Below are 23485 nucleotides of genomic sequence, written 5' to 3'. Positions count from 1 at the left end.
CAAAATGGTTTTAATTGATTACTTATGGTCTATTAAAAAGGTAGAATGATGTGAAAAGGGGAATTTTTATGGACTGTGAAAGTTTAAGGAATAAGATTGAAGAAAAGAGAAGAGAAATGTACCAAGCCTACCTCATCGATCAAAATTATACCCATGCTCTTATTAGATCTCAGGAACTTGATGCTATGCTTAATAAGTTTAGGAAGCTGTGTCAAAAACCGTTTATCATCGCTGTGTCCGTTTTAATGCTCTGAAAGGGGATGGTTCATTCCCTCTTGAATGTAGAGGCATGTAGAGCACAAAAAAACTGTTTCCTTTGCTCTAGCAAAAGAAACAGTTTTTTCATTTAGCGTCCCAGGAGAGATTCGAACTCCCGACCCACAGCTTAGAAGGCTGTTGCTCTATCCAGCTGAGCTACTGGGACATGTAATAGTATAAAATTGAATGCGCAAACTTTTGTCGGCTGTTGTCCCGATTTCCTGGGTGGATTCAAGATGTGTTGAAATCGGTACGTTGTAGCATCGCTTCGAAGCATATTCGATCATGCTCTATCCAGCTGAGCTACTGGGTCATACTTATTAAAGTTTAAGATATGTAATGGAGCGGGTGAAGGGAATCGAACCCTCGTCATCAGCTTGGAAGGCTGAGGTTTTACCATTAAACTACACCCGCGTAGTTAAAAAGTTAGCTTATAAGAAAACAAGTTTTGTTGATGTCTTGTGAAGCGGACAAGAATTATTATATTAAGAATACGGAAAAATGTCAACAGGTTGCAGCAAAGAAATTAATTCTTCGCTGCAAGTGCTGTTGTCATGTATAAGTCAGGCATAGGGTCGCCGTTCACATGATAAAATTGCAAGTGGACTTCACTTACATCTTCCCATTCCAAAATTGCATACGTCGGCTCTTCCCGATCTCTCGGGAGCCTTGCACTTCCTGGGTTAATGAATAGAGTGTCGCCAACTTTTTCTGCTCCTGCTATATGGGAATGGCCGAAGCAGGCAACTTGTGCACCAACTTCTTCTGCACGGTAAGAGAGGGGCATCAATGTTGATTTGATTTGATGCAAATGACCATGAACCACCAAGAACATTACTTCACCTACTTGCAGGGTTTGTTCTTCTTCCATTTCTGGTTCGAAATCACAGTTCCCTTTTGCATAAGAGAAGCCTTCAAGCTCTTTGGAATCAAAAGCAAGTTCAGAATCCCCACAATGAATCATGGCATCGACTTCCTGGTGTCTTGCCTTAATATCCATCACTTCATTTTTTAAGCCGTGTGTATCACTCACAATTAAAACTTTCGGCATACGACTCACCTCGATTAGCTTTGAGTTTTCAACCACTCTTCGATTTTTTGTATGGCGTGGTGACGGTGACTGATTGCGTTTTTCTCTTCAGAGGAGTGTTCAGCCATCGTACGTGAAGACCCTTCCGGTATGAATACAGGGTCATAACCGAAACCATTTGTACCTTGAGGTTCGTTGGCGATCGTGCCCTCACATGTTCCTCTTTTAACAAAAGTATTCTCACCAGGTCTTGCCACCGCTACGGCACACACAAACCTTGCTGTACGTTTTTCTTCAGGTACATCTTGGAGCTCATTTAAGAGTTTTTCTGTATTTTTCCCGTCATCTTTCTCTATTCCTGCATAGCGGGCGGAATAAACACCTGGTTCACCATTTAATGCATCGACTTCCAAACCTGAATCATCAGCCACGACAGGCACTCCGAAATGCTCAGCCATAGCTTCTGCTTTAATGGCTGCATTCTCTTCAAATGTCGATCCTGTTTCTTCTATGTCAATGGAACGATCAATATCTAACAAGGATTTCACAGAAATATTGTATTTGGAAAACATCTGGCGGAACTCATCCACTTTACCTGGGTTCTTCGTCGCCACTATTAGTTCCTTCATTTTACTTAGTCGCCTCCGCTTTTGTACGAATGACGTCTGACCATTCTCCAATGGCTTCTCCCTGGAGTTTGATTAGATCTGTAACGCCTTCCTCAGCGAGGGACAACATCTTTTGCAGTTGCTGCATAGAAAATGTAGCTTCTTCTCCAGTACCTTGCAATTCAACAAATTCACCTTTTCCAGTCATGATGACGTTCATATCCACTTGTGCCTTGCTGTCTTCTTCATAGCAAAGGTCCAGAACTTCATCCCCGCCAGGCATTACACCAACAGAAATAGCAGTCAAGAAATCTGTAATCGGCAGCTCTTTAATGGTTTTTTTGTTCACTAGTTTGCCTAAAGCAATAACGACGGCGACAAATGCTCCAGTAATGGAAGCTGTACGTGTTCCTCCGTCAGCCTGGATGACATCACAATCGACCCAGATGGTGCGCTCGCCGATTTTATCTAAATCTACAACCGCTCGTAGGGAACGTCCGATTAAACGTTGGATTTCCATCGTGCGCCCAGAAACTTTCCCTTTTGATGACTCACGGATATTTCTTTGTTCCGTTGCACGAGGCAGCATAGCATATTCAGCTGTAATCCAACCTTTTCCTTGTCCACGTAAAAAAGGAGGTACACGATCCTCTACGCTGGCATTACAAATGACTTTCGTATCTCCAAAGCTGATCAGCACAGACCCTTCTGGATGCTTTACATAATCCGTTTCAATTGTTACTTTTCTTAGTTCGTTGACTTCCCGATGATCATTTCTCATCAGTAACGACCTCCTTTTGCCTACACCATTATCCTTGCCCATCTTAACACAAATTACATGTGTGAGGTAGTTAAAGCTCAAATGGAAAAGCGCTTCAAAAGCTTTTCACTTTTGAAGCGCTTCATGATTATTTTTTGTGACTACATGGCTTCTGCGCCATTAATATCCTGTCTTGAAACAGGCTCAGCCAAGGGCTCTCCCGCTTCATTGAACACTTGTTCTGTTCCATCGACATGAACCTCGACGGATTCAACGTCCGCTTGATCAGTAAGACTCATAACAAGACTCGCCAACGCAGCATCAGATAAGGAGGGTTGCTCGTCCACACTCGTCAGGATGTTCTCATTGAAGGACACAGTCAGAACCCCGTTTTCAAGCTTAGAGTTGACCAATTGCGCCCCTTCATTGAATGGGTTCATCAGTGCACTCCCAAGTTCAGGGCCTTCAAGTAACGCCTGAACCATTGCGGTATATTCGTCACTTCCTTTTGCTACACGAGTAGTCACAGGGACTTGATAAACCTGTTCCCCATTTTGGGCAGGAAAATAAACCGTGACCGCCTCACTGTTCATAATATCTGTGTTGTTCCCTACACTGTGGTTGATCCCGTCAGCACGGGAAACCCCTTTAGAAATTGGAGTCCCGTCGACAGGCATCACTTGCTGCTCGTGACCGTTGATCCAAAGCTTAATCCGTTTTACATTTTCAAACTGAGTCAATGTATAGGTCATGGCTTGTAAAATCTTCTCTTCATCTTCAGCCGCATAATTTTTGAAGTCTTCTGATACATCTACAATAAGCGTTCCATCCTCTTTGGCGTTCACTCCAAGAATTTCTGTTCCAGCAGGAAGAACCGCTTCAAAACCATTTGGCAGCAAGTTTGTTACAGGCCCATCTTTCACCATATACTCAAGTGCCTGTGTTGCCACCTCTTCTGATGCCGGCAGCTCTAGGGTCTGCGGGGCAACCATGCCGTTCGCATCCAATAAATACACCTCGCGAGCGACCGTGGCTGAAGAAGGTGCGTCTTCTGTTCCTTCGCCTTCTTCCCCTTCTGTATTTTCACCTTCTCCTTCAGGTTGAGGTTCATCACTACTCGGATCTGGCGTTGTTGTAACCGCCTCTTCAGGTGTATCCATTTTCTCTAATGATTGTTCTCCTTCAAAAAGGCAGCCTGATAGTAACCCTGTACTCAACAGCAATAAAACCGCGAGCATGAAGGGTTTGTAGCCGTATTTCTTCATAGTTTTCCCTCCTGAGATAGATTGTACTACCATATATACGAGCCCCTTGGAGGATTAGACCAGAAGATTTTATGAATGAAAATGAGACAATGATTTAAAAGAGTTCCACAGCCCTTTCAAATAAAAAAACTCTGCTTTAGTAAGCAGAGCTCGGAACATGTTCAATCTGTACGGATTTAAGAACCTGGACGGGTTCGTCAAACCAGCTATTTGCAACCAAGCGGAACTTTTCGAGATCTCCCGTCGTATAAAATTCATGAACAGGGGAAGAGTTACCTTTCACTAACAACTTATGGTATGCAAGGATTAAACTTGCTTCCCTTGCTGTTTCTTCACCAGAACTAATCACTTGTATATGATTTCCCATCTCTTTTTGCACCAGCTCCTTAATCAACGGATAATGGGTGCAACCTAAAATAAGGGTGTCAATATGATTCATCTTTTTCAAAGGTTGTAGGGTATTGGAAACGATTCCTTCGGCTTCCGGGCCGGATAGAATTCCGTCTTCTACCATTGGTACAAAAGGAGGGCATGCAAGGCCATTGACGCGGATGTTTTGGTCAATGGCCACAAGTGCATTTGGATACGCTTTGCTTTCGATTGTTCCTTCCGTACCGATTACTCCAATACGTTTATTACGACTGAATTTAATCGCTGCCCGGGCGCCGGGTTCAATGACACCAATCACAGGAATATCCAGCGTATCTTGAAGTTCTGTTAGCGTATAGGCCGTGGCTGTATTGCAGGCAATCACCAGCATCTTGATGTTTTTCTCCAGTAAGAAATTGACCATTTGCCAAGTGAATGCCCGAACTTCTTCCTCAGAGCGGGGACCATATGGACACCTTTTTGTGTCACCTAGATAGAGGAAAGTCTCTTTGGGTAATTGGCGCATCAATTCTCTTGCCACCGTTAAACCGCCCACGCCAGAATCTATAACTCCTATCGGTTGTTTCAATTCGCATCCCTCTTTTATATCTTAGTTGTCTGATTCCTTGTCTGTCTCTTTCATGTTTTCATGAAGAACGTGAAGTAAGCGGTTGAGTGTTTTTACGTCCTCATCAGGTACGCCCTTCAAGACTTCTTCAAGATAATGCTGTCGTTTCTCAATCACCTCATGGATGATCTTCTCTCCCTTATCCAAGACATGAATACGAACAACTCGACGGTCTTTAGGATCGCGAACTCTCTCTACAAGCTCGTTCTTTTCCATACGATCTACAAGGTCTGTCGTTGTGCTGCAAGCAAGGTGGATATAGTTTGAGAGCTCTCCAATTGTCATGTCTCCTTTTTCTAAAAGCCACTGGAGAGCAACGAATTGTGGAGCTGTAATTGGATAATGATTTAAGATAACTCGTCCTCTTTGTTTAATAATCCCGGCTATGTATCTCAACTCTTTTTCTACATCAGCCATCATGGACGTCTGTTGTGATTTGGTCACATTCAGCACTCCTAACGAAAATACTTTATAAATCCCATTCTCATGGTTTGAGCAGAAAAATTCAAGGTCTAACTTCTCTTTATAAGAAAAACCCTTTCAGGTATGGCTGCGTTAAACGCGACCTTACCTGAAAGGACCCCCTCCATCTCAAAAGCAATGGTTTGCTGTTCTATGGAGATCACAGTTCCAGTTCTCCCATTCGCAGCAGTTCTACCACTGCCTGAGAACGTCCTTTCACCCCTAGCTTTTGCATTGCGTTCGAGATGTGATTCCGCACAGTTTTCTCTGAAATGAAGAGCTCTTTTGCGATCTCACGTGTCGTCTTATCCTGTACTAGAAGCTCGAAAACTTCTCGCTCCCGCTTGGTAAGAATTTGTGTTGGCCGATAGCCGTCCTCCTTCACAAGCGTACCCCTCCTTGTTGTCCCTGAGCTTATATGAGGGGAATTATTTAGTCTCTGTATCGTATGAACAGGGAGGTCGCCCTGTGCTACGCTTTCACGATTTAGACACAAGCCCGAGTTCTTGAGCTTTGAAGAGGGCCTCTGTACGGGATCTAACATTCAGTTTGTTAAAAATGCCGGTCAATGTGTATTCCACACTTCGCTGCGACATGTGAAGGGTTTGGGCAATTTCTCTGTTCGTAAAACCCGACGCTACCTCCTGTAAAATGGATTGTTCTTTTTCATTCAAAGAAAAACCATGGCCTTTTTCTGTTTCAGATGTTGTGCTAACACTAGCCTCTGACCTTCTCAATTGTTTAAATAAATGCAAAGGAATGACCACCTCGTCTCTGCAAGCACAACGAATCGCAGTTACCAGTTGGTCACTAGTTGCCGTTTTGCTGACAAAACCATTAATGTCCGCTTCCACTAGCATATTAAAGTGGGTGTTTAAGTCAAACCCTGTATAAATAAGGAGCTTTAGATCCGGATAGGACTTTCGTATTTTCTTCGCCAATTCAATTCCGTTCATTCCAGGCATATATAAATCTAATAAAGCGACATCGTAGTTTTTTTCTCTTAAGAGAGGTTCTACACTGGTATTTTCGTGAGTGACATCTACTTGCATATCCCCCTCTTGCTCGAGCATTGATTTCGTACCTGCCCCTACTGCAGGGTGATCATCAACAATTAACACATTCATCATACTTGGACCTCCCTTTTTACTTCGATCGGAAACGTAATGATCGTCTTAAAGCCTTCGCCTGGTGCGGTTTCTATTTCCAGGTGTCCATTAAGACCATTGACCCGTTGTTCAATACCTGACAAACCAATATGTGAGAACAAATCACGTTGAACGGAATAGTCCATGCCTTTTCCATTATCGGAATATAAAAGCATGACGTGATTCTCCCGGCTGGATAATGATAGTTTGACAATTTTGGCATCTGAGTGCTTCATGGCATTTGTCAAAAGTTCTTGAACGACTCTGAAAATAGCTAAGATCCGCTCCTGATCTAATTCAGCATCAAAGCGTTCATCCGTAAAATAAACCGTAAAGTTCGAACGAAGCTGATATTGATGAATCAGATTTTTTAATGATTGCACGAGTCCCATTTCCTCAATAAATGCCGGGCGCAACTCATTACACGTCTCGCGAATCAAGTGAATACTGTCAAGAAGAGATTCTTTATAAACCATCAACTCCGCATGCAAGCTTGGAGTTAAATCATTTCTATGCCTGATCAAGTCATCCATCTTTCTATAAAGATACAGTTGCTCTTGCAACACAGTGTCATGCAAATCAATGGAAAGTTGTTTTCTTTGATTTTCAGCAATCGTGAACAATAACCTTGATAGCCAGGTTGGATATTTTTGTGTTTGGTCGCTCCGTAACTTACGAAGTTCTTTTAATAAATCTTCAATCGTGTTCATGTTTTGAATGGCGATATTTGCATTATGAGAGATGGTTTGCAAATAGGTCTTCTCATCACGATTCAGGTTTGTATAATCTTTTTTCCCTTCACACCACATCATGGTCAGCTTTTCTAACGAGTAGCCTACAATAACTCCAAACCCTTTCTCGGTTTCAATCACAGACCCGATATCATAATGGTGGCTATTCAGGTGATCATCAAAATGATCGATAATGTCCTCAGGAATCTGGTCATACACACAATACATATTTCGTTTATTATGCTTGGAATAAATGTAGATATCTCGAACATTCAGTACATTTTTCACTTCATCACGCATGACCTTCATCAAGTCCACCGCGTTGGACTGGTCCTTCATATCCTGAGCCATCCGGTGCATGCTCTCCTGATAACCGTAACGAGCGGAAAACAAATAACGCTGTAGCTTGAAATCCAATACTTCTTTAACGGATAAAAATATAACTAAAGAAGATTGGAACAACAAAAACATCTGAATGTAACTAACAACGTATAAATCTTCCTCAACAATCCAGCCAATTGTAAACATAAGAGCTAAACTCGGGATCACAGACAGAATCATGTAATACCGCACACGTGTTATGACAAAATCAATATCAATCAATCTTTCCCTCGTTACCAGATACATAAAAGTAATGGGTAAAGCGATAAGAAACATAGCTCCAACCTCAAGTGAAATCACCTTCACCCCAAAAGCCAAGGCTGGAATCAAATAAAGAAAAATGTAAGGAAAGAACGCAACCGACACTCCTATAGACATATATTTGAAAATAGGTCCGACCGCTGTATCTTTGTGGATGAACAGTCCCCGGTAAATGATATAGAAAGAAATAATATACAAAACCAAAAGCAAACCGCCTGGAACCGGTTCAAAAAATGCTGGGTAAGATTCACTGATAAGAAAGTATCCTTCAAGTAACGAAACAACCCCTACAGTAACGTATAACAGGTGAACGATTCTTTTAGAAAACCAATACAAATTCAGTTCCTGGAAATAATTAAATAAGAAGTGAATTAAAATCACAGGCGCAAACAAAAATAACCCTGTGTTTAAAAACAAGCCATAAAAATCATCCCTTACTGCCCCGCCATTACTTAAATATCCAGTAGCAATCGCCAGGAAAAACAGAATTAACTGTTCCGCTGAATACCTTTTCGGGACCCGCTTATGGACCAGATAGGATATTCCAAGAATAACTAAAAAGAAAAGAACAGGCAGGACAATATACAATAACCAATGAATCGGACTTGAATTTTCTATATCATTGTAGACAATTTCTTGTCCATTATGTTGTATTGAAAATGAGTGAGCCCCCTCCAATTCATTGAACATCGAAATAGAACGATGGTCCTCGGGGGGAGTATCATTTACTGAATTGACTTTGCCTCCTAGAGGAACATTGTGACGGTCTCCCCAACTTCCACTATGGATAGAGGTCACCACCCATTCTCCTTCTCTTTCTTTCACGTCGATTCCAAGGTATGGCTGTGTGACCGATAATACGATCATATAGCAAGCAGATAGGACGAAAAAGGATAGGACCAGCCACTGTGACCATTTGAAATTAAGCATATAAATCCACCTTCGTACATTATTCAACCATGTCTATTATACTATGGAACTTACAGCCTACAACCCATAGTCTTTTGCCCAGTCAAAAGACTATGGTTATTCAGCTATATGGCAGGATTATTGAAGACGCGATATCGAGACTTTAGTTGAGTGGATGGGGCTGCGGGGAATAACTCGCTTTCCGCGGGAGCGCGGTGAGCCTCCTGATATGAACGAAACTGTCAAGATACCCCTACTACATTTATCGTTGGATTAAAATAAGACGCTTTAAAGAAGAGAAGCTGTTTTTAGCTTCTTTATCAATGGTGGATTTTTGTCTTGATAAGACACAGTGGGTCCTTCTTTAGCTTACTGATTCCTTCTCATCCCTTGGAGTGGCTGTCAAGTGCTTTCCTTGACTGTCACTCCAAGGGATGAGACTCTATTTTCAAGCTTAAGAAGATACTTTCCTCCTTTTCGTTAGACGATGAGGGCACGGCACGAAGGCAAAAACTCAGCTGCGGTTAGCATTCTGATATTCGTGGGTTTTCACATTTTATCTTTCCGTATAAAGGACGTTTCCACTAACTCGGAACGTGCGTTAATCTGAGTAGATATAGCACAAAGGAGGCACGTGGGTTTTCCTTTCCGGTGTTCTTCTTTGCCTTCGAGCCCTAATCTCATAAATCTATGGGTAAGAGACTTACGTTTCATCTTTTTATATCTCAGTGCTTAATGGCAGATTTCTTCATCTAATTCTTGAGTCACAGCCCAAATAAATCCTGCCAATTCTCTGGCTACGGCGGTGATTGTTTTCCCCTGTTCTTTTCCTCTAGATAATAAACGAAAGTATTTATTGTGAAGTCTGTGTTGGGCTTTCCAAGAGATCGACAGAATATTGGCCGGCTGTCCTTTTTGTCGTTTTTTCAAATCTCCTTTTACAGCCGGTTGGTGTCGATAACTCCAAGAAGACTCAATCAATAAACGCCTCACATGACGATTTCCTGTTTTCGTGATACTTCCTTGTTTACGACTTTCCCCACTCGACGATTCGCTCGGAATCAACCCTACATACCCCATGAAATGTTTAGCGGTTGAAAAGCGTTTAAAGGAACCAATCTCAGCGACAAGACTTACAGCCGTAATCTGAGCTATTCCCCTTAAGGATTGGAGAGCTTGAATCGTAGGTGCATGAATGCCTTCCGCCGCTTGGATATGAATTTCTTCTTCAAAGCGTTTAATACGCTGTTCAATTTCTTGAAGATGGTGGTAATATTCTTGAAAGACGCAACGTAATAAAGAATTTTCAAGCTTAAGCGCATTTAGCCATTCCCGATATTTCTTTGTCCATGCGTTTACTCCGCTAGGTGGTTGAATGGAATGGCGAAGTAAGAACTTGGTCAAACGGTGTTTAGCCCTTAACTCGTCTTCTTTCGCATCTTCGCGAGCTCTCACAAGATCACGAAGAGCTTCGTCTTCGTGGGTAGGAACATAAATCGAAGTTAACTCACCAGCTCGGTATAATTGAGCGAGGCGGATGGAATCTCGTCGATCGGTTTTAATACGTTCCCCTGGCCTTTGGGGTATTAGAGACGGAGCAATAACCTCACAATGAAGTCCTAAGGCAAGAAACTGCCTGTACAATGGGTATCCAGTAGGTCCAGCCTCATAGCAGAAACGCAAGGTGGAGGGATCTCCGAGTTTTTTCACTAAGTTTCTTATTCCTACTGGGGTGTGAGGAATAACTCCAAAATACCTCGGATTCTCTCTACCTTCCTCCGCAATAGCAACAGCAATTTTTTCTTTTGATACGTCTAAACCTACGTATTTAATGGTATCCTTCATAGTAACTAGCTCCTTCCGTAATGTAGCTCTGATTTAGGTAGTGTTTTTAACAGTAAACAGTCTACCCAACTCAACCTACGATTTTACGAGTAAGGGGCTAGTTTCGTTCATGATAACTCGGACTGCGTCCTGTGGGGTCTCACCCTGCACTTTTTTTCCCGCAGGAGTCTCGCCATTCCCCTCCGCCCCTTTACCATGGAAGATTCTCGAAACCACTTCTGGAAAATCAACTTGTATGGTTGTGAGAAGTGGAATCCACATACAGGGTAGAACAACTTCCAAAACCGCGGATCTTTAGTTGAAAAAATCTCTATATCGAACTTTCAGGATCAGAATGCTGGCTTGACAAGTATATATTCCTGCGCTTCCTTAAGTAGGATAAACAGAAGTGGTTTCGAGATTCTTAATTGATAGAGGAGCGGAGGGAAACGGTGAGACTCCTATGGGACGAGTGGGACAGGTGAGACCCCGGAAGGCGTAGCCTGAGGAGGCTCACCGCCCGCCCCATGGAAAGCGAACCTTTTCCCGGAGCCCCCAGAACCACACAATCGTCTCGAAACTGAGTCTTCAAGAAAAGGGAGCGTTTGTGGAAGAGATAGGTTTATGACAAAAAAAGAAGCCTCCATATAGAATGGAGGCTTCTTTAGTAGAATATTAGACGCGTTGGTCACTTCCGAAGAAGCTTTTGAAAGATTCAATAGCTGTGTCACGGTTAAGTGCAGCAATGGAAGTCGTTAATGGAATTCCTTTTGGACACGCTTGAACACAGTTTTGCGCGTTCCCGCAACCCATAAGTCCTTCTTCATCCATAATAGTCTGCAAACGTTCGCTCTTATTCATTTCCCCTGTAGGATGAGAGTTGAATAGACGAACTTGAGACAATGGTGCAGGTCCGATGAAGTCGGACTTACTGTTGACGTTCGGGCAAGCTTCCAGGCATACTCCACATGTCATACACTTGGATAACTCATAAGCCCACTGACGTTTACTTTCCGGCATCTTAGGTCCTGGGCCAAGATCGTATGTTCCATCAATGGGAATCCAGGCTTTTACTTTCTTCAATGAATCGAACATGCGGCTACGGTCAACAGCCAAGTCACGGTTGACTGGGAATGTCGTCATAGGAGCCAGACGAATTGGCTGTTCGAGTTGGTCGACAAGCGCTGTACAGGACTGACGAGGTGTTCCGTTGATCACCATGGAACAAGCGCCACACACTTCTTCGAGACAACCCATATCCCAATAAACAGGAGTCGTCGGTTCACCATCTGCATTGACAGGGTTACGACGAATTTCCATAAGCGCAGAGATGACGTTCATATTTTCACGATACGGAATCTTGAATTTCTCTTCATAAGATGATTCATCAGGATGATCCTGACGAGTAATGATCATCGTGATCGTTTTATTTTCGCTCATGATCGTTACCTCCTTTATTTACTTTTCGAGTAATCACGTTTACGAGGCTCGATTAAGGATGTATCGACTTCGTCATAACGGAATACCGGCTTATTGTTTTCTTTATCAAAGCTAGCAACCGTTGTCTTCAGCCACTCTTCGTCATTACGTTCAGGAAACTCAGGCTTATAGTGTGCGCCACGGCTTTCATTACGATTGTAAGCACCTTGAGTAATAACGCGAGCCAATTGAAGCATGTTCCAAAGCTGACGCGTAAACATCGCTCCCTGGTTGCTCCAGCGGGAAGTGTCATTGATGTTGATTCGTTTGTAACGATCCATCAATTCCACGATTTTTTCATCTGTTTTGAGAAGCTTTTCGTTTTCCCGAACAACGGTTACGTTGTCAGTCATCCATTCTCCAAGCTCTTTATGAATTTGGTAAGCATTTTCATCGCCATCCATATTCATAATTTTCTCGAATTTATCCTGTTCTTCTTTTACTTTCTCTTCGAACAGCTTGGATGTCATATCATCCGCCAATGTTTCTAATCCATCAATATATTTAACAGCATTTGGTCCAGCTACCATTCCACCAAAAATGGAAGAAAGAAGCGAATTGGCCCCAAGTCTGTTCCCGCCGTGTTGAGTATAATCACATTCTCCGGCAGCAAAAATCCCTGGGATATTGGTCATCTGGTCATAATCAACCCACATTCCACCCATAGAGTAGTGGACCGCAGGGAATATCTTCATCGGTACTTTACGCGGATCATCCCCTACGAATTTTTCATAGATTTCAATGATTCCGCCAAGCTTGACGTCCAATTCCTTCGGATCTTTATGGGAAAGATCAAGATATACCATGTTTTCACCATTGATTCCCAGCTTTTGATTGACACAAACATCAAAGATTTCCCGGGTCGCAATGTCACGTGGAACGAGGTTTCCATAAGCCGGATATTTTTCTTCTAAGAAGTACCAAGGCTCCCCATCTTTATATGTCCATACGCGTCCACCTTCACCACGAGCGGATTCACTCATGAGACGCAGTTTGTCATCCCCAGGTATCGCTGTAGGGTGAATTTGTATAAATTCACCATTTGCGTAATCTACCCCCTGCTGATAAAGGGCACCTGCTGCAGATCCCGTGTTGATGACAGAGTTGGTTGATTTACCGAAAATGATTCCAGGTCCGCCTGTTGCCATAATAACAGCATCAGCTGGGAAAGCTTTAATTTCGTGGTCACTAAGGTTCTGACCAATAATGCCTCGGCCTACACCATTGTCATCGACGATTGCGGATAGGAATTCCCAGTTTTCATATTTTGTTACTAGACCATTCACTTCGTGGCGACGCACTTGCTCATCCAGAGCGTAAAGAAGCTGTTGTCCAGTCGTTGCTCCGGCAAATGCTGTACGGTGGTGTTGTGTTCCACCAAAACGACGGAAATCAAGCAGTCCCTCCGGAGTACGGTTGAACATAACGCCCATACGATCCAGCAAGTGAATAATTCCCGGTGCTGCATCACACATTGCTTTTACTGGAGGCTGGTTCGCTAAGAAATCGCCCCCATAAACTGTATCGTCAAAGTGTTCCCATGGGGAATCGCCTTCCCCTTTCGTATTAACTGCCCCATTTATTCCACCTTGGGCACATACAGAGTGAGAACGCTTAACAGGAACAATGGAAAGCAAGTCCACGTGAACCCCTTGTTCTGCTGCTTTAATTGTTGCCATTAGGCCGGCTAAACCACCACCGACAACAACAATATTACGGTTTGTCATGATTGAAGCTCACTCCCTTGAATACTAAAAATCTACCGTTTCTTGATTGAAATTTTCATTGTTTATATGCCATATGCGAATTGAATCAGTGTTCGTACACCAACATAAGAAATCGCAAGGAAAATGATGATGCTTGCATAGGTCATAATCTTCTGTGAGCGAGGTGATACGGTGATTCCCCAGCTGACAAAGAACGACCAAAGACCATTAGAAAAGTGGAAAGTCGTTGAAATGACCCCTACTATGTAGAACCAAAAGAAGAACGGTTCAGTAAGGATGCCTTCCATCAAGGAATAGTTCAATTCTGCCCAACCGAAACCAATAGCAATTCTCGTTTCCCATACATGCCATGCGATGAATATGAGTGTGATGATTCCAGTGATTCGTTGGAAGATGAACATCCAGTTCCTAAAATAACCGAAGTTGGATAAATTACTTTTTGCTGTGAAAGCTATATACACCCCGTAAATAGAGTGAAACAACAGTGGTAAAAAGATAATAAATGTCTCCAGTACATAACGATATGGCAAGCTCTCCATAAAATGAGCTGCAGCGTTAAATGCTTCTGGTCCACGTGTTGCAAAATAGTTCACAGTTAAGTGTTGGATCAAAAAGATCCCGATTGGGACGACTCCCAAAAGTGAATGCAGTCTTCGATTAACGTATCCGCGTGTTCCCGCCATATTTACCCCCCTCAAGATGATAACAGTTTGAATATGAACATTTTTCAGACAGTTAAGCGCTTTAATTAAACGTTAAAAATAATGGGAAAAGCCCCTCTTCCCTTCTAACTTGTCTGACCAATGTACAATTTGTGACATGTTTATTGTACTTCTATCCCGTATGAGCGTCAAGAAAGCACGTTCATAATTTGCTCGAAAATACACATTTATTTCCTTTCGATGAAAAGGGACGATTTTTATTGCACCGAATCTCGTTTCGAGTGATAATAAGGAGAGAAAGGACTGAGCGTTTTGAAAGAATCTACGAAGCTAACAACCGGCAACATTTCATCGCTTGTAGGGACAGGCGCAGGCTTTGATCTGATGCGTTATTACACCCTCCCCGATTTCTTAGGGAAAGATGCCCCCTACCTCCTTTATTATATGGGGAAGAACATGGCTAGACAGGCAGAGATCAGTACCCTGGACGACCTCTATGAGTTTTTCCAGTACATGGGCTGGGGGGAACTTGTCTTAGTCAAAGAAAAAAGAAAAGAAATGATTTTTAATTTGAGTGGCCATATGATAGAGAAGCGGCTGAACCAGAAGATGTTCGTAGTCGATTTCCGCATGGAATGTGGGTTCATGGCTGAAATCATTTCCCAAATTAGTGATCATACATATGAATGTTTTGAAGAGAAAAACCACAAAGAAAACTTTGTTGAGATTAAAGCACTAAAAGGATAAATGAAGAAAGAAAGAACCAGCTGTTATTCTTCAGCTGGTTCTTCTACGTTATCCTGGTTGAGATGGATAAGAATCGTGTTAGCTACAGGTTCAGGAACACCTAACTTTGTGATATCTTCAATGTCTGCATTCTTAATTTCCGTCACAGACTTGAAGTGTCTCAACAATAACCGTCTACGTTTCTGTCCAACCCCTGGGATACGATCCAGTTCAGATTGGATGGCACCCTTGCCTCGAAGCTGACGGTGAAAGGAAATAGCGAATCTGTGTACCTCATCTTGAATTCTCTGGACTAGATAAAATTCTTGCGACTGCCGATCAAGGTCGATAGGAGTTGGTGGATCTCCGTATAATAATTCACTGGTTTTGTGTTTATCGTCTTTAGCTAAGCCGCATAATGGAACATCAACACCCAGCTCATTTTCGAGGACATCAAGTGCGGCTGTCATTTGACCTTTCCCGCCATCGACGACAATTAAATCAGGCAAAGGCAGATCTTCTTTTAACACCCGCTTGTACCTTCTTCGAATTACTTCTCTCATGGTTTCATAATCATCCGGACCCTCTACATCCCTAATCTTGTATTTCCTGTACTCTTTCTTCTGAGGTTTTCCATCTATGAAAACAACCATCGCAGAGACGGGATCTGCTCCTTGTATATTTGAGTTATCAAAAGCTTCGATCCGATGTGGCGTTTCAATATGGAGATGATCGCCAAGTGATTCCACGGCTTTGATGGTCCGCTCCTCATCCCGCTCGATTAAGGCGAATTTTTCTTCCAGAGATATTTTGGCATTTTTCATGGCAAGCTCCACCAATTCTTTTTTCCGACCACGCATAGGGATAAGAACTTTTGTGTCTAATGCTCCCTCCAAGACATCCACGTCGGTCGCGACCGGCACGAGAACCTGTTTAGGATATGGATGGTTTTGATGCAGGTAGAAGCGTCCGATATAACTGATGAAAGTTTCTTCTGGGTCGTCGAAAAATGGAAAGAGCGTAACATCCCGTTCGATGAGTTTGCCCTGTCGGACGAAAAAGACCTGAACACACATCCATCCTTTGTCATAGGAATAACCGAATATGTCTCTATCTACTTGATCATTCATCGTCATCTTCTGCTGTTCCATGACAGACTCAATGTGTTCAATTTGATCTCTCAACTCTTTCGCCCGTTCAAAATCAAGCTCTTCTGATGCTTCAAGCATTCGCTTTTTCAAATCTTTCTTTATTTCCGTATGGCCACCATTTAGAAAGGACGTTATATTTTGAACAATTTCCTCATTCGTTTTTTTAGAGACCTTATACTCGCATGGACCAAGACACTGATGCATGTGGTAGTAAAGACAAACACGGTCAGGCATGGTATTACATTTTCGTAACGGGTACAATCGATCCAGAAGCTTCTTCGTTTCCCGCGCAGCAATGACGTTTGGATAGGGGCCGAAATACTTCCCTTTATCTTTCTTCACGTTTCTTGTGACAATCAGCCGGGGATGTCTCTCTGCTGTTACCTTCAAATAAGGATATGTTTTATCGTCTTTTAGTAATACGTTGTATTTGGGATCGTATTTTTTTATTAAATTCATTTCCAAAATTAAAGCTTCAATCTCTGAAGTCGTCACGATATATTCAAAGTTGACGATTTCACGGACAAGTCTTTGCGTTTTACCATCATTCGCTCCGGTAAAATAGGAGCGGACTCGATTTTTCAACACTTTAGACTTTCCTACATAAATGACTGTGTCATTTTTATCTTTCATTAAATAACAGCCAGGCTGGTCAGGTAGTACAGCCAGTTTTTCTTTAATTGTTGAGTTCATATAAGTTCACTCCATGACTTGTTGAATATATATTGAAAATACCACAACTATGGAACAAGTATGCAGGTTCAATGCGTCTGGACCAACTTAAGCAACGTCTCGAGTCATTCACTTGACGCAAAAAGCTGCTTAAGATCTTGAACCTGAGAACATCCTGTAAAGATGAGGAAAGCCGCGCTGCTTGGCAACGCGGCTTTCCTAGTAAGTTCATTCATTAAGAATGTTTTTGAATCAGTTCAGCCAGGGCTTCTTTCGGTTGGAAGCCGATCACCTGATCAACCACTTGACCATCTTTGAATAGAAGCAGTGTCGGGATACTCATGACACCGAACTTTCCTGCTGTTTCTTGGTTTTCGTCAACATCAAGCTTGACAATTTTCACTTGATCGCTCATTTCCGCATCCAATTCTTCTAATACGGGTGCGATCATCTTACAAGGTCCACACCATGGTGCCCAGAAGTCAGCTAGGACAAGACCTTGACTTGTTTCTTCTGTAAAGTTTTGATCAGTTGCTTTTACAATTGACATTCTATAATTCCTCCTCGACCTAATAGTCTGTTAAGAGTATATCACTATCTATTTTTAGTGACTAACAATTTGTTTATACCTTATTTAAACATGGAATAAAGCCGAAGCCAAATATTTGGCTTCGGCTTTATGGTTAGGCGTTCACTTTCATTTCTTTAATTTCTTCAATTAATTTAGGAACAACATCAAACAAATCACCGACAATTCCGTAATCCGCAACATTGAAGATGTTCGCTTCCGGATCTTTGTTAATTGCCACAATGACTTTCGAGTTCGACATTCCAGCTAAGTGTTGAATAGCCCCAGAAATACCACATGCAATGTACAAGTCGGGTGTTACAACCTTACCTGTCTGCCCAATTTGCAAAGAGTAGTCACAGTAGCCAGCATCACAAGCTCCACGTGAGGCGCCAACTGTACCACCAAGAACTTCGGCAAGTTTCTCAAGTGGTTCAAAACCTTCCGCGCTCTTCACGCCACGCCCACCGGCGACGATCACTTTCGCTTCCGAAAGATCGACACCATCCGAAGACTTGCGAAGCACATCCTTTATAATCGTACGGATATTTGAAATCTCTACATCTTTTTCGGATACGCTTCCTGTTAACGATTCATCTCTTGTAAGGGCTGGAATGTTATTTGGACGAATGGTCGCAAATACCAATCCCTCTGTAACCACTTTCTTTTCAAAAGCTTTTCCGGAGTAGATCGGACGTGTGAAAACAATATCTCCACCCTCAGCCACTACCTCAGTAGCGTCTGAGATAAGTCCGGATTCCAGCTTACTGGCCAGTTTCGGAGTCAAATCCTTACCAATTGCTGTGTGACCCATGATAATTCCTTCTGGTGATTCATCCTGGATCACTTGATAGACCGCTTGACCATAACCATCAGATGTATACGTTTTCAAATCTGGGTTTGAAACAGTGATTACTTTGGAAGCTCCATAGTAAACCATCTCCTGGCCCATTTCATTTAAATCGCCATCTCCACAAAGGACACCAACGACTTCTCCCCCATCACTGACGATATTCGCTGCTGCAATGGCTTCAAATGTAACATTACGAAGAGATCCTTCTCTAGCTTCCCCGATTACCAACACTTTTTTACTCATAAAGATTCTCCTTTCCCTTGTCTATTTACAGTACTTTCGCTTCTGTTTTTAATAATGATACAAGTTCTTTCACCTGGTCATCGACTTCTCCTTCGAGGACTTTACCTGCTTCTTTTTCAGGTGGAAGGAAAATTTCAGTCGTTTTTGTTTTTGGTTCTACGTCATCCTCATCCAGATCGAGATCATCGATTTCAAGCTCATCAAGCGGCTTTTTCTTCGCTTTCATGATCCCTGGCAAAGATGGATATCTCGGTTCATTCAAACCTTGTTGACATGTAACCAACACAGGAAGTGTCGTTTCTACCTTTTCGACATCCCCTTCGACATCCCGCTCAATGTTTACGGTTGTGCCATCAATTTTGATATCCGTGATTGTCGTCACACATGGCATATCCAGACGTTCGGCAAGACGGGGACCTACTTGACCACTTGCTTCATCAATGGCTACATTACCCCCAAGAATAATGTCGACTTCTTTATCTTCAAAGAATGCTTCAAGAATTTTAACCGTTGTAAACTGGTCACCTTCTTCAAGATCATCTTCTGTGTTAATAAGAACCGCTTTATCTGCTCCCATAGCCAGAGCTGTCCGCAGCTGTTTCTCTGCTTCCTCTTCTCCAATGGTCACGACTGTAACTTCACCGCCGTGCTCGTCACGCAGATTAATCGCTTCTTCCACCGCATACTCATCGTATGGGTTGATGATGTACTCTGCCCCATCATCAGCAATCACTCCATTACTTACAGAGATTTTTTCCTCTGTGTCGAACGTTCTTTTCAACAAAACGTAAATATTCATGTTTATATACCTCCTGGACTATTGATTTTTAAATGCTGGTTTTCTTTTTTCAATGAATGCTTGGATACCTTCTTTAGCATCTTCATTCCCAAACACCTCTCCAAAGGCATCCGCTTCCGCATGGTTCCCTGCTTCAAATTGAGAAGTATGGGCAAACGGAATCAACTTCATGACGTGATGAATGGTCGGCCCGCTTTTCTCTGAAATCGTTTGGGCCAGTTGTTCTGCTTTCTCAAAAAGTTCCTCACTTGAGAAACTTTGATTAGCTAGACCTAATCGGGCAGCTTCTTCACCACTAATCGGCACACCTGTCAAAATCATTTCATAAGCTTTCGCTGTGCCGACGTACCTTGGTAACCTTTGAGTCCCTGCAAAGCCGGGGATAATTCCAAGGTTCAATTCAGGCAATCCTAACTTTGCATCATCTGCTACATAGCGGATGTGACAGGACATGGCTAGCTCAAGGCCACCACCGAGTGCTGCTCCATGAATAGCAGCAATCACGGGGATGTGGAAATTTTCAATTCTGCTAAACAATTGCTGGCCCTTAGCTGCCAACCCCTTATAATCATCCGCTCCTTGGAGAGATGTAAATTCTTTGATATCTGCTCCTGCAGAGAAAAAGCGTCCTTCCCCTTTAAGAAGGATGACTTTTACGGAAGGATTGCTTTCAATCTGATCCAATTCCTTGGAAAGATCCTGAAGGATGGAACTGGAGAGTGCGTTTGCAGGCGGGCTCTGAATCGTGATTTCTGCTACATTCCCTTTTACTTGTGAAGTTAAAGTCGACAAAACATCATCACCTTTCTCACTTATCATGTCGGGCTAATCCATTTACAATTAAGCTATGGACTTCTTTGGCCTGTTCTTCTATGTTATACCGTTGCTCTTTCATAACCCAGTTTGTCACCGTCTCATCCATCGTCCCAAAAATCATTTGACGTACAAGACGGCGATCCAGGCCACTACGGAACAACTCCTCCTCGACACCTTCTTCAACGATTTGATCAATGACATTTAAATAGCGCTTCAATACATGGTTGATTTTCTGCCTCAACTCTTTATTGGATTGGCGCAATTCTAGTTGTGTCACAATCGCCAGGTGATGATCGGCAGCCAGCTGTTCAAAATGTGTTTGAATTAAAGTCAATAGTTTTTGTTCTGCTGACTGCTTAGAGGTTGTTTCCTGCTCAATTTTTTCTATGAACTGCCCCATTTTTTCTTGAAACAATGATACAAGGATATCTTCCTTGTTTTTAAAATAAAGATAGATGGTTCCATCTGCCACTCCCGCTTTTTTTGCTATCTTGGAAACCTGGGAAGAGTGGTAGCCATTTTCAGCAATGACTTCGACAGCTGCATCAATGATTTGTTTGAATTTCGGTTTATTTTTCTTCAATGGTATATCTCCTTGCTATTGCGAACTGAAAAATGAATGAATCATCATTCACTTATTATTCTACAAGCAAAGAAATATTCTGTCAACTTTCTTTTTTAAGATTACTGAATACTCTCAGATTCCTCATACTTACGTTTTTCTTCATCGATTAAAGTCCTCCTTAAGATTTTACCGACCGCTGTTTTTGGCAGCTCATCTCTGAATTCATACAACCTTGGGACTTTATAAGAAGCGATGTTTTTACGACAATATTCATTCAGTTCATCTTCTGTAATTTCGCTTCCCTGTTTTTTAACGATGAAGGCTTTTACGGTTTCCCCGCGATAAGGATCAGGAACTCCTACAACGACAGCTTCTTGAATCTCAGAATGCTCATAAAGGACTTCCTCTACCTCTCGAGGATAGATGTTATACCCGCCTGCAATAATCATATCTTTTTTGCGGTCGACGATATAAAAGTACCCAGCATCGTCCATATACCCCATATCTCCTGTTCGGAACCAACCATCTTCACTGAGAACTTGGGCTGTTTCTTCTGGTCTGTTCCAGTAACCCCTCATCACTTGAGGACCCTTTACGACGATTTCTCCGATTTCCCCATTCTCAGCCTCTTCATCAGCATCCATCTTGTAGATCTTAGCGTCGGTATCCGGCCATGGCACACCAATACTTCCACTCATGCGCTGTCCCCATACAAGGTTGGAATGGGTCACTGGGGAGGTTTCGGTCAACCCATACCCTTCCACAAGCCGTCCACCAGTCACTGCCTCGAAGCGTTCTTGTACTTCGACCGGCAATGGCGCCGAACCACTGATACACGCTTCAATAGATGAAAGGTCATATTTTTTCAAGTTCGGATGGTTCAATAAGGCAATATAAATAGTAGGTGCTCCAGGGAATAATGTAGGCTTTTGTTTTTCAATTACTTTCAAAACATCTTCGGGTTCAAACTTTGGCATGAGAATCATTTTGTTCCCCATCATAACAGACAGGTTCATAACCGAAGTCATTCCATATACATGGAAGAACGGTAAAATAGCGAGAACGGTTTCTTCACCATCTTTGCATTTGTACAACCATTTCTTCGACATCTGCGTATTCACAATCAGATTATAATGAGTAAGCATCACACCTTTTGGAAATCCGGTCGTTCCTCCGGTGTATTGTAATAAAGCAAGATCTTCTTTAGGGTCAATCTCTACCTCTTCAACATTACCGCTCGCGTTTTTCAAGATATGGGCCCAAAGATGGGTGTCCGTAGATTGTTCCGGTTTAACGAGCACTTGATACTGACGTTTTTGAATAAAAGGATAAATTTTATTTTTAGGGAAAGGAAGGTAATCTTTAATACCTGTCACGATGATATGTTCAAGAGGGGTATCAGGTTTGATATTGGCTGCCTTTGGATAAAGGATATCAAGACAAATGATCATTTTGGCTCCTGAATCATTCATTTGATACTCCAATTCCCTTTCCATATAAAGAGGGTTCGTCTGCACTACGATTCCTCCAGCCATAAGGACTCCATAATAGGAGATGACGGATTGAGGACAGTTCGGCAACATGATAGAAACACGATCGCCTTTTTCTAACCCAAGGTCCTGTAAATAGCTTGCTAATGCTTGGGCCTGGTCATAGATTTCTTTATAATCCAACTCCTTGCCCATAAAATAAAGCGCTTTCTTTTCTCCGTAAACTTCAGCACTTTCTTTAAGGTAATCATGGAGTGGTTGCTCTTTGTAATCAATGGTGACAGGGACTTCTGGTGGGTACAACTTGTGCCATGGACGTTGAAAATCACTCATTTTGACAGACCTCCCTAATAATTGTCTTCTCTCCTATTATAACGACTAAAGGCTTATATTTGAATTATTATTTAAAAAATTGAAAATATTACCCTTAAAAATCAAACCCTTTCTTGCACATAAGCTCCCTTTTCTTGAAGACTCAGTTTCGAGATGTTTCAGGGTTCGTTGCTGGGGTTGAGCGTCAGGGGTGGCTGGGAAGCTACTCGCTTTCCTGTGGGGGAGTGGCGAGCTTCCTCGGGCTAAAGCCCTGTGGGATCTCGCCTATCTCCTTTCTCCCACGGGAGTCTCGCAGCTTCCCACCCCCCCCATCTCATGTAACGAAAAACGAACCCCAGTACCCAGAAGCAGAGCTCCCACTCGTCCAGCTTAAGCAGGCATAAAGCTCTCTGTACCAAGCGTTTACGGTTTTACATGCCCACTGGGAAGAGTTGATATCATCCATTTCCCTCTACTATACCAGGTAATTTTTCCAGTAGTCGTTTCGAGAATCTTCCAAGGTAAAGGGGCGGAGGGGAATGGCGAGACTCCTGCGGGAAAAAAGTGCAGGGTGAGACCCCACAGGACGCAGTCCGAGGAGGCTCACCGCGCTCCCGCGGAAAGCGAGCTATTCCCCGCAGCCCCATCCACTCAAAAAAAGTCTCGAAACTGAGTCTTACACAATCCTGCCATATAGTGTAATAACTAATATTACATTAACATAAAAAAACAAGAAGTCCGTTTAATTTTGGACTTCTTGTTTGATGATGAATCCTACACTTATATGA

General features: G+C 42.6%; 22 protein-coding genes and 2 tRNA genes. 2 read left to right on the top strand and 22 right to left on the bottom strand.

Going from position 1 to position 23485, the window contains the following annotated elements:
* Positions 1-68: 68 nt before the first annotated feature.
* Positions 69-254: a Spo0E family sporulation regulatory protein-aspartic acid phosphatase gene (locus tag ACQ4XT_RS11075; protein WP_446853721.1), complete on the top strand. Its 186-nt coding sequence runs from the start codon at positions 69-71 to the stop codon at positions 252-254.
* Positions 255-350: 96 nt separating this feature from the next.
* On the opposite strand, the gene ACQ4XT_RS11070 is transcribed toward ACQ4XT_RS11075, so the two are convergent.
* From ACQ4XT_RS11070 to ACQ4XT_RS11000, 15 genes are all read right to left on the bottom strand, one after another.
* Positions 351-424 (bottom strand) — tRNA-Arg (locus tag ACQ4XT_RS11070).
* A gap of 174 nt (positions 425-598) precedes the next feature.
* Positions 599-672: transfer RNA gene (locus ACQ4XT_RS11065), tRNA-Gly, on the bottom strand.
* A gap of 112 nt (positions 673-784) precedes the next feature.
* The gene (locus tag ACQ4XT_RS11060) at positions 785-1309 is read right to left on the bottom strand and encodes a metallophosphoesterase (RefSeq protein ID WP_446853720.1); all 525 of its coding nucleotides are present in this window, start codon (positions 1307-1309) and stop codon (positions 785-787) included.
* Between the two features lie 14 nt (positions 1310-1323).
* Positions 1324-1917, bottom strand: coding sequence for an XTP/dITP diphosphatase (locus tag ACQ4XT_RS11055; protein WP_446853719.1), 594 nt, complete (start codon positions 1915-1917; stop codon positions 1324-1326).
* A 1-nt stretch (position 1918) separates the two neighbouring features.
* Positions 1919-2677, bottom strand: a complete 759-nt coding sequence (gene rph / locus ACQ4XT_RS11050) for a ribonuclease PH (protein WP_226591319.1) — start codon at positions 2675-2677, stop codon at positions 1919-1921.
* 140 nt (positions 2678-2817) lie between these two features.
* Entirely contained in the window at positions 2818-3921 is a 1104-nt protein-coding gene (locus ACQ4XT_RS11045; protein WP_446853718.1) for a GerMN domain-containing protein, read from the bottom strand.
* Between the two features lie 136 nt (positions 3922-4057).
* Positions 4058-4879 (bottom strand): glutamate racemase, encoded by an 822-nt coding sequence (gene racE / locus ACQ4XT_RS11040; protein ID WP_446853717.1) that lies wholly within the window; start codon positions 4877-4879, stop codon positions 4058-4060.
* A gap of 21 nt (positions 4880-4900) precedes the next feature.
* Entirely contained in the window at positions 4901-5338 is a 438-nt protein-coding gene (locus ACQ4XT_RS11035; protein WP_446855657.1) for a MarR family winged helix-turn-helix transcriptional regulator, read from the bottom strand.
* 202 nt (positions 5339-5540) lie between these two features.
* Positions 5541-5765 (bottom strand): helix-turn-helix domain-containing protein, encoded by a 225-nt coding sequence (locus ACQ4XT_RS11030; RefSeq protein ID WP_008635211.1) that lies wholly within the window; start codon positions 5763-5765, stop codon positions 5541-5543.
* 94 nt (positions 5766-5859) lie between these two features.
* A complete protein-coding gene (locus ACQ4XT_RS11025; protein WP_446853716.1) occupies positions 5860-6510 on the bottom strand; it encodes a response regulator transcription factor in 651 nt (216 codons plus the stop codon).
* Complete coding sequence (locus ACQ4XT_RS11020; protein WP_446853715.1) at positions 6507-8831, bottom strand: sensor histidine kinase; 2325 nt, start codon at positions 8829-8831, stop codon at positions 6507-6509. Before ACQ4XT_RS11020 ends, ACQ4XT_RS11025 begins: the two co-directional genes overlap by 4 nt.
* A 711-nt stretch (positions 8832-9542) precedes the next feature.
* Positions 9543-10655, bottom strand: coding sequence for an IS110 family RNA-guided transposase (locus ACQ4XT_RS11015; protein ID WP_446852965.1), 1113 nt, complete (start codon positions 10653-10655; stop codon positions 9543-9545).
* Between the two features lie 654 nt (positions 10656-11309).
* Entirely contained in the window at positions 11310-12074 is a 765-nt protein-coding gene (gene sdhB / locus ACQ4XT_RS11010; RefSeq protein ID WP_446853714.1) for a succinate dehydrogenase iron-sulfur subunit, read from the bottom strand.
* 14 nt (positions 12075-12088) lie between these two features.
* Positions 12089-13840, bottom strand: a complete 1752-nt coding sequence (gene sdhA, locus ACQ4XT_RS11005; protein WP_446853713.1) for a succinate dehydrogenase flavoprotein subunit — start codon at positions 13838-13840, stop codon at positions 12089-12091.
* Between the two features lie 62 nt (positions 13841-13902).
* Complete coding sequence (locus ACQ4XT_RS11000; RefSeq protein ID WP_089652712.1) at positions 13903-14523, bottom strand: succinate dehydrogenase cytochrome b558 subunit; 621 nt, start codon at positions 14521-14523, stop codon at positions 13903-13905.
* Between the two features lie 291 nt (positions 14524-14814).
* On the opposite strand from ACQ4XT_RS11000, the gene ACQ4XT_RS10995 reads away from it, so the two are divergent.
* Complete coding sequence (locus ACQ4XT_RS10995; protein ID WP_446853712.1) at positions 14815-15249, top strand: YslB family protein; 435 nt, start codon at positions 14815-14817, stop codon at positions 15247-15249.
* A 23-nt stretch (positions 15250-15272) separates the two neighbouring features.
* Here ACQ4XT_RS10995 and uvrC read toward each other — a convergent pair whose 3' ends face one another.
* The 7 genes from uvrC to ACQ4XT_RS10960 form a co-directional block, all read right to left on the bottom strand.
* Positions 15273-17072 (bottom strand): excinuclease ABC subunit UvrC, encoded by a 1800-nt coding sequence (gene uvrC / locus ACQ4XT_RS10990; RefSeq protein ID WP_446853711.1) that lies wholly within the window; start codon positions 17070-17072, stop codon positions 15273-15275.
* 214 nt (positions 17073-17286) lie between these two features.
* A complete protein-coding gene (gene trxA / locus ACQ4XT_RS10985; RefSeq protein ID WP_226591341.1) occupies positions 17287-17601 on the bottom strand; it encodes a thioredoxin in 315 nt (104 codons plus the stop codon).
* 133 nt (positions 17602-17734) lie between these two features.
* Entirely contained in the window at positions 17735-18715 is a 981-nt protein-coding gene (locus tag ACQ4XT_RS10980; protein WP_446853710.1) for an electron transfer flavoprotein subunit alpha/FixB family protein, read from the bottom strand.
* A gap of 25 nt (positions 18716-18740) precedes the next feature.
* On the bottom strand, positions 18741-19514 hold the full coding sequence (locus ACQ4XT_RS10975; RefSeq protein WP_089652716.1) for an electron transfer flavoprotein subunit beta/FixA family protein: 774 nt from the start codon (positions 19512-19514) through the stop codon (positions 18741-18743).
* Positions 19515-19532: 18 nt separating this feature from the next.
* Entirely contained in the window at positions 19533-20306 is a 774-nt protein-coding gene (locus tag ACQ4XT_RS10970) for an enoyl-CoA hydratase (protein ID WP_446853709.1), read from the bottom strand.
* A 16-nt stretch (positions 20307-20322) separates the two neighbouring features.
* A complete protein-coding gene (fadR, locus tag ACQ4XT_RS10965) occupies positions 20323-20913 on the bottom strand; it encodes a fatty acid metabolism transcriptional regulator FadR (protein ID WP_115822610.1) in 591 nt (196 codons plus the stop codon).
* A 101-nt stretch (positions 20914-21014) separates the two neighbouring features.
* Positions 21015-22718, bottom strand: coding sequence for a long-chain-fatty-acid--CoA ligase (locus ACQ4XT_RS10960; RefSeq protein WP_446853708.1), 1704 nt, complete (start codon positions 22716-22718; stop codon positions 21015-21017).
* Positions 22719-23485 lie beyond the last annotated feature (767 nt).

This window comes from Halobacillus sp. 12SKB, assembly GCF_052941655.1.
The sequence above is the reverse complement of the archived record's forward strand: the minus strand, read 5'-3'. Positions and strand labels throughout refer to the sequence as shown.

Coding starts and splice junctions, on each gene's coding strand:
- ACQ4XT_RS11075 (WP_446853721.1), top strand. CDS start 69: ATGGACTGTGAAAGTTTAAGGAATAAGATTGAAGAAAAGAGAAGAGAA.
- ACQ4XT_RS11060 (WP_446853720.1), bottom strand. CDS start 1,309: ATGCCGAAAGTTTTAATTGTGAGTGATACACACGGCTTAAAAAATGAA.
- ACQ4XT_RS11055 (WP_446853719.1), bottom strand. CDS start 1,917: ATGAAGGAACTAATAGTGGCGACGAAGAACCCAGGTAAAGTGGATGAG.
- rph (WP_226591319.1), bottom strand. CDS start 2,677: ATGAGAAATGATCATCGGGAAGTCAACGAACTAAGAAAAGTAACAATT.
- ACQ4XT_RS11045 (WP_446853718.1), bottom strand. CDS start 3,921: ATGAAGAAATACGGCTACAAACCCTTCATGCTCGCGGTTTTATTGCTG.
- ACQ4XT_RS11035 (WP_446855657.1), bottom strand. CDS start 5,338: ATGATGGCTGATGTAGAAAAAGAGTTGAGATACATAGCCGGGATTATT.
- ACQ4XT_RS11025 (WP_446853716.1), bottom strand. CDS start 6,510: ATGATGAATGTGTTAATTGTTGATGATCACCCTGCAGTAGGGGCAGGT.
- ACQ4XT_RS11020 (WP_446853715.1), bottom strand. CDS start 8,831: ATGCTTAATTTCAAATGGTCACAGTGGCTGGTCCTATCCTTTTTCGTC.
- ACQ4XT_RS11015 (WP_446852965.1), bottom strand. CDS start 10,655: ATGAAGGATACCATTAAATACGTAGGTTTAGACGTATCAAAAGAAAAA.
- sdhB (WP_446853714.1), bottom strand. CDS start 12,074: ATGAGCGAAAATAAAACGATCACGATGATCATTACTCGTCAGGATCAT.
- sdhA (WP_446853713.1), bottom strand. CDS start 13,840: ATGACAAACCGTAATATTGTTGTTGTCGGTGGTGGTTTAGCCGGCCTA.
- ACQ4XT_RS11000 (WP_089652712.1), bottom strand. CDS start 14,523: ATGGCGGGAACACGCGGATACGTTAATCGAAGACTGCATTCACTTTTG.
- uvrC (WP_446853711.1), bottom strand. CDS start 17,072: ATGAACTCAACAATTAAAGAAAAACTGGCTGTACTACCTGACCAGCCT.
- trxA (WP_226591341.1), bottom strand. CDS start 17,601: ATGTCAATTGTAAAAGCAACTGATCAAAACTTTACAGAAGAAACAAGT.
- ACQ4XT_RS10980 (WP_446853710.1), bottom strand. CDS start 18,715: ATGAGTAAAAAAGTGTTGGTAATCGGGGAAGCTAGAGAAGGATCTCTT.
- ACQ4XT_RS10975 (WP_089652716.1), bottom strand. CDS start 19,514: ATGAATATTTACGTTTTGTTGAAAAGAACGTTCGACACAGAGGAAAAA.
- ACQ4XT_RS10960 (WP_446853708.1), bottom strand. CDS start 22,718: ATGAGTGATTTTCAACGTCCATGGCACAAGTTGTACCCACCAGAAGTC.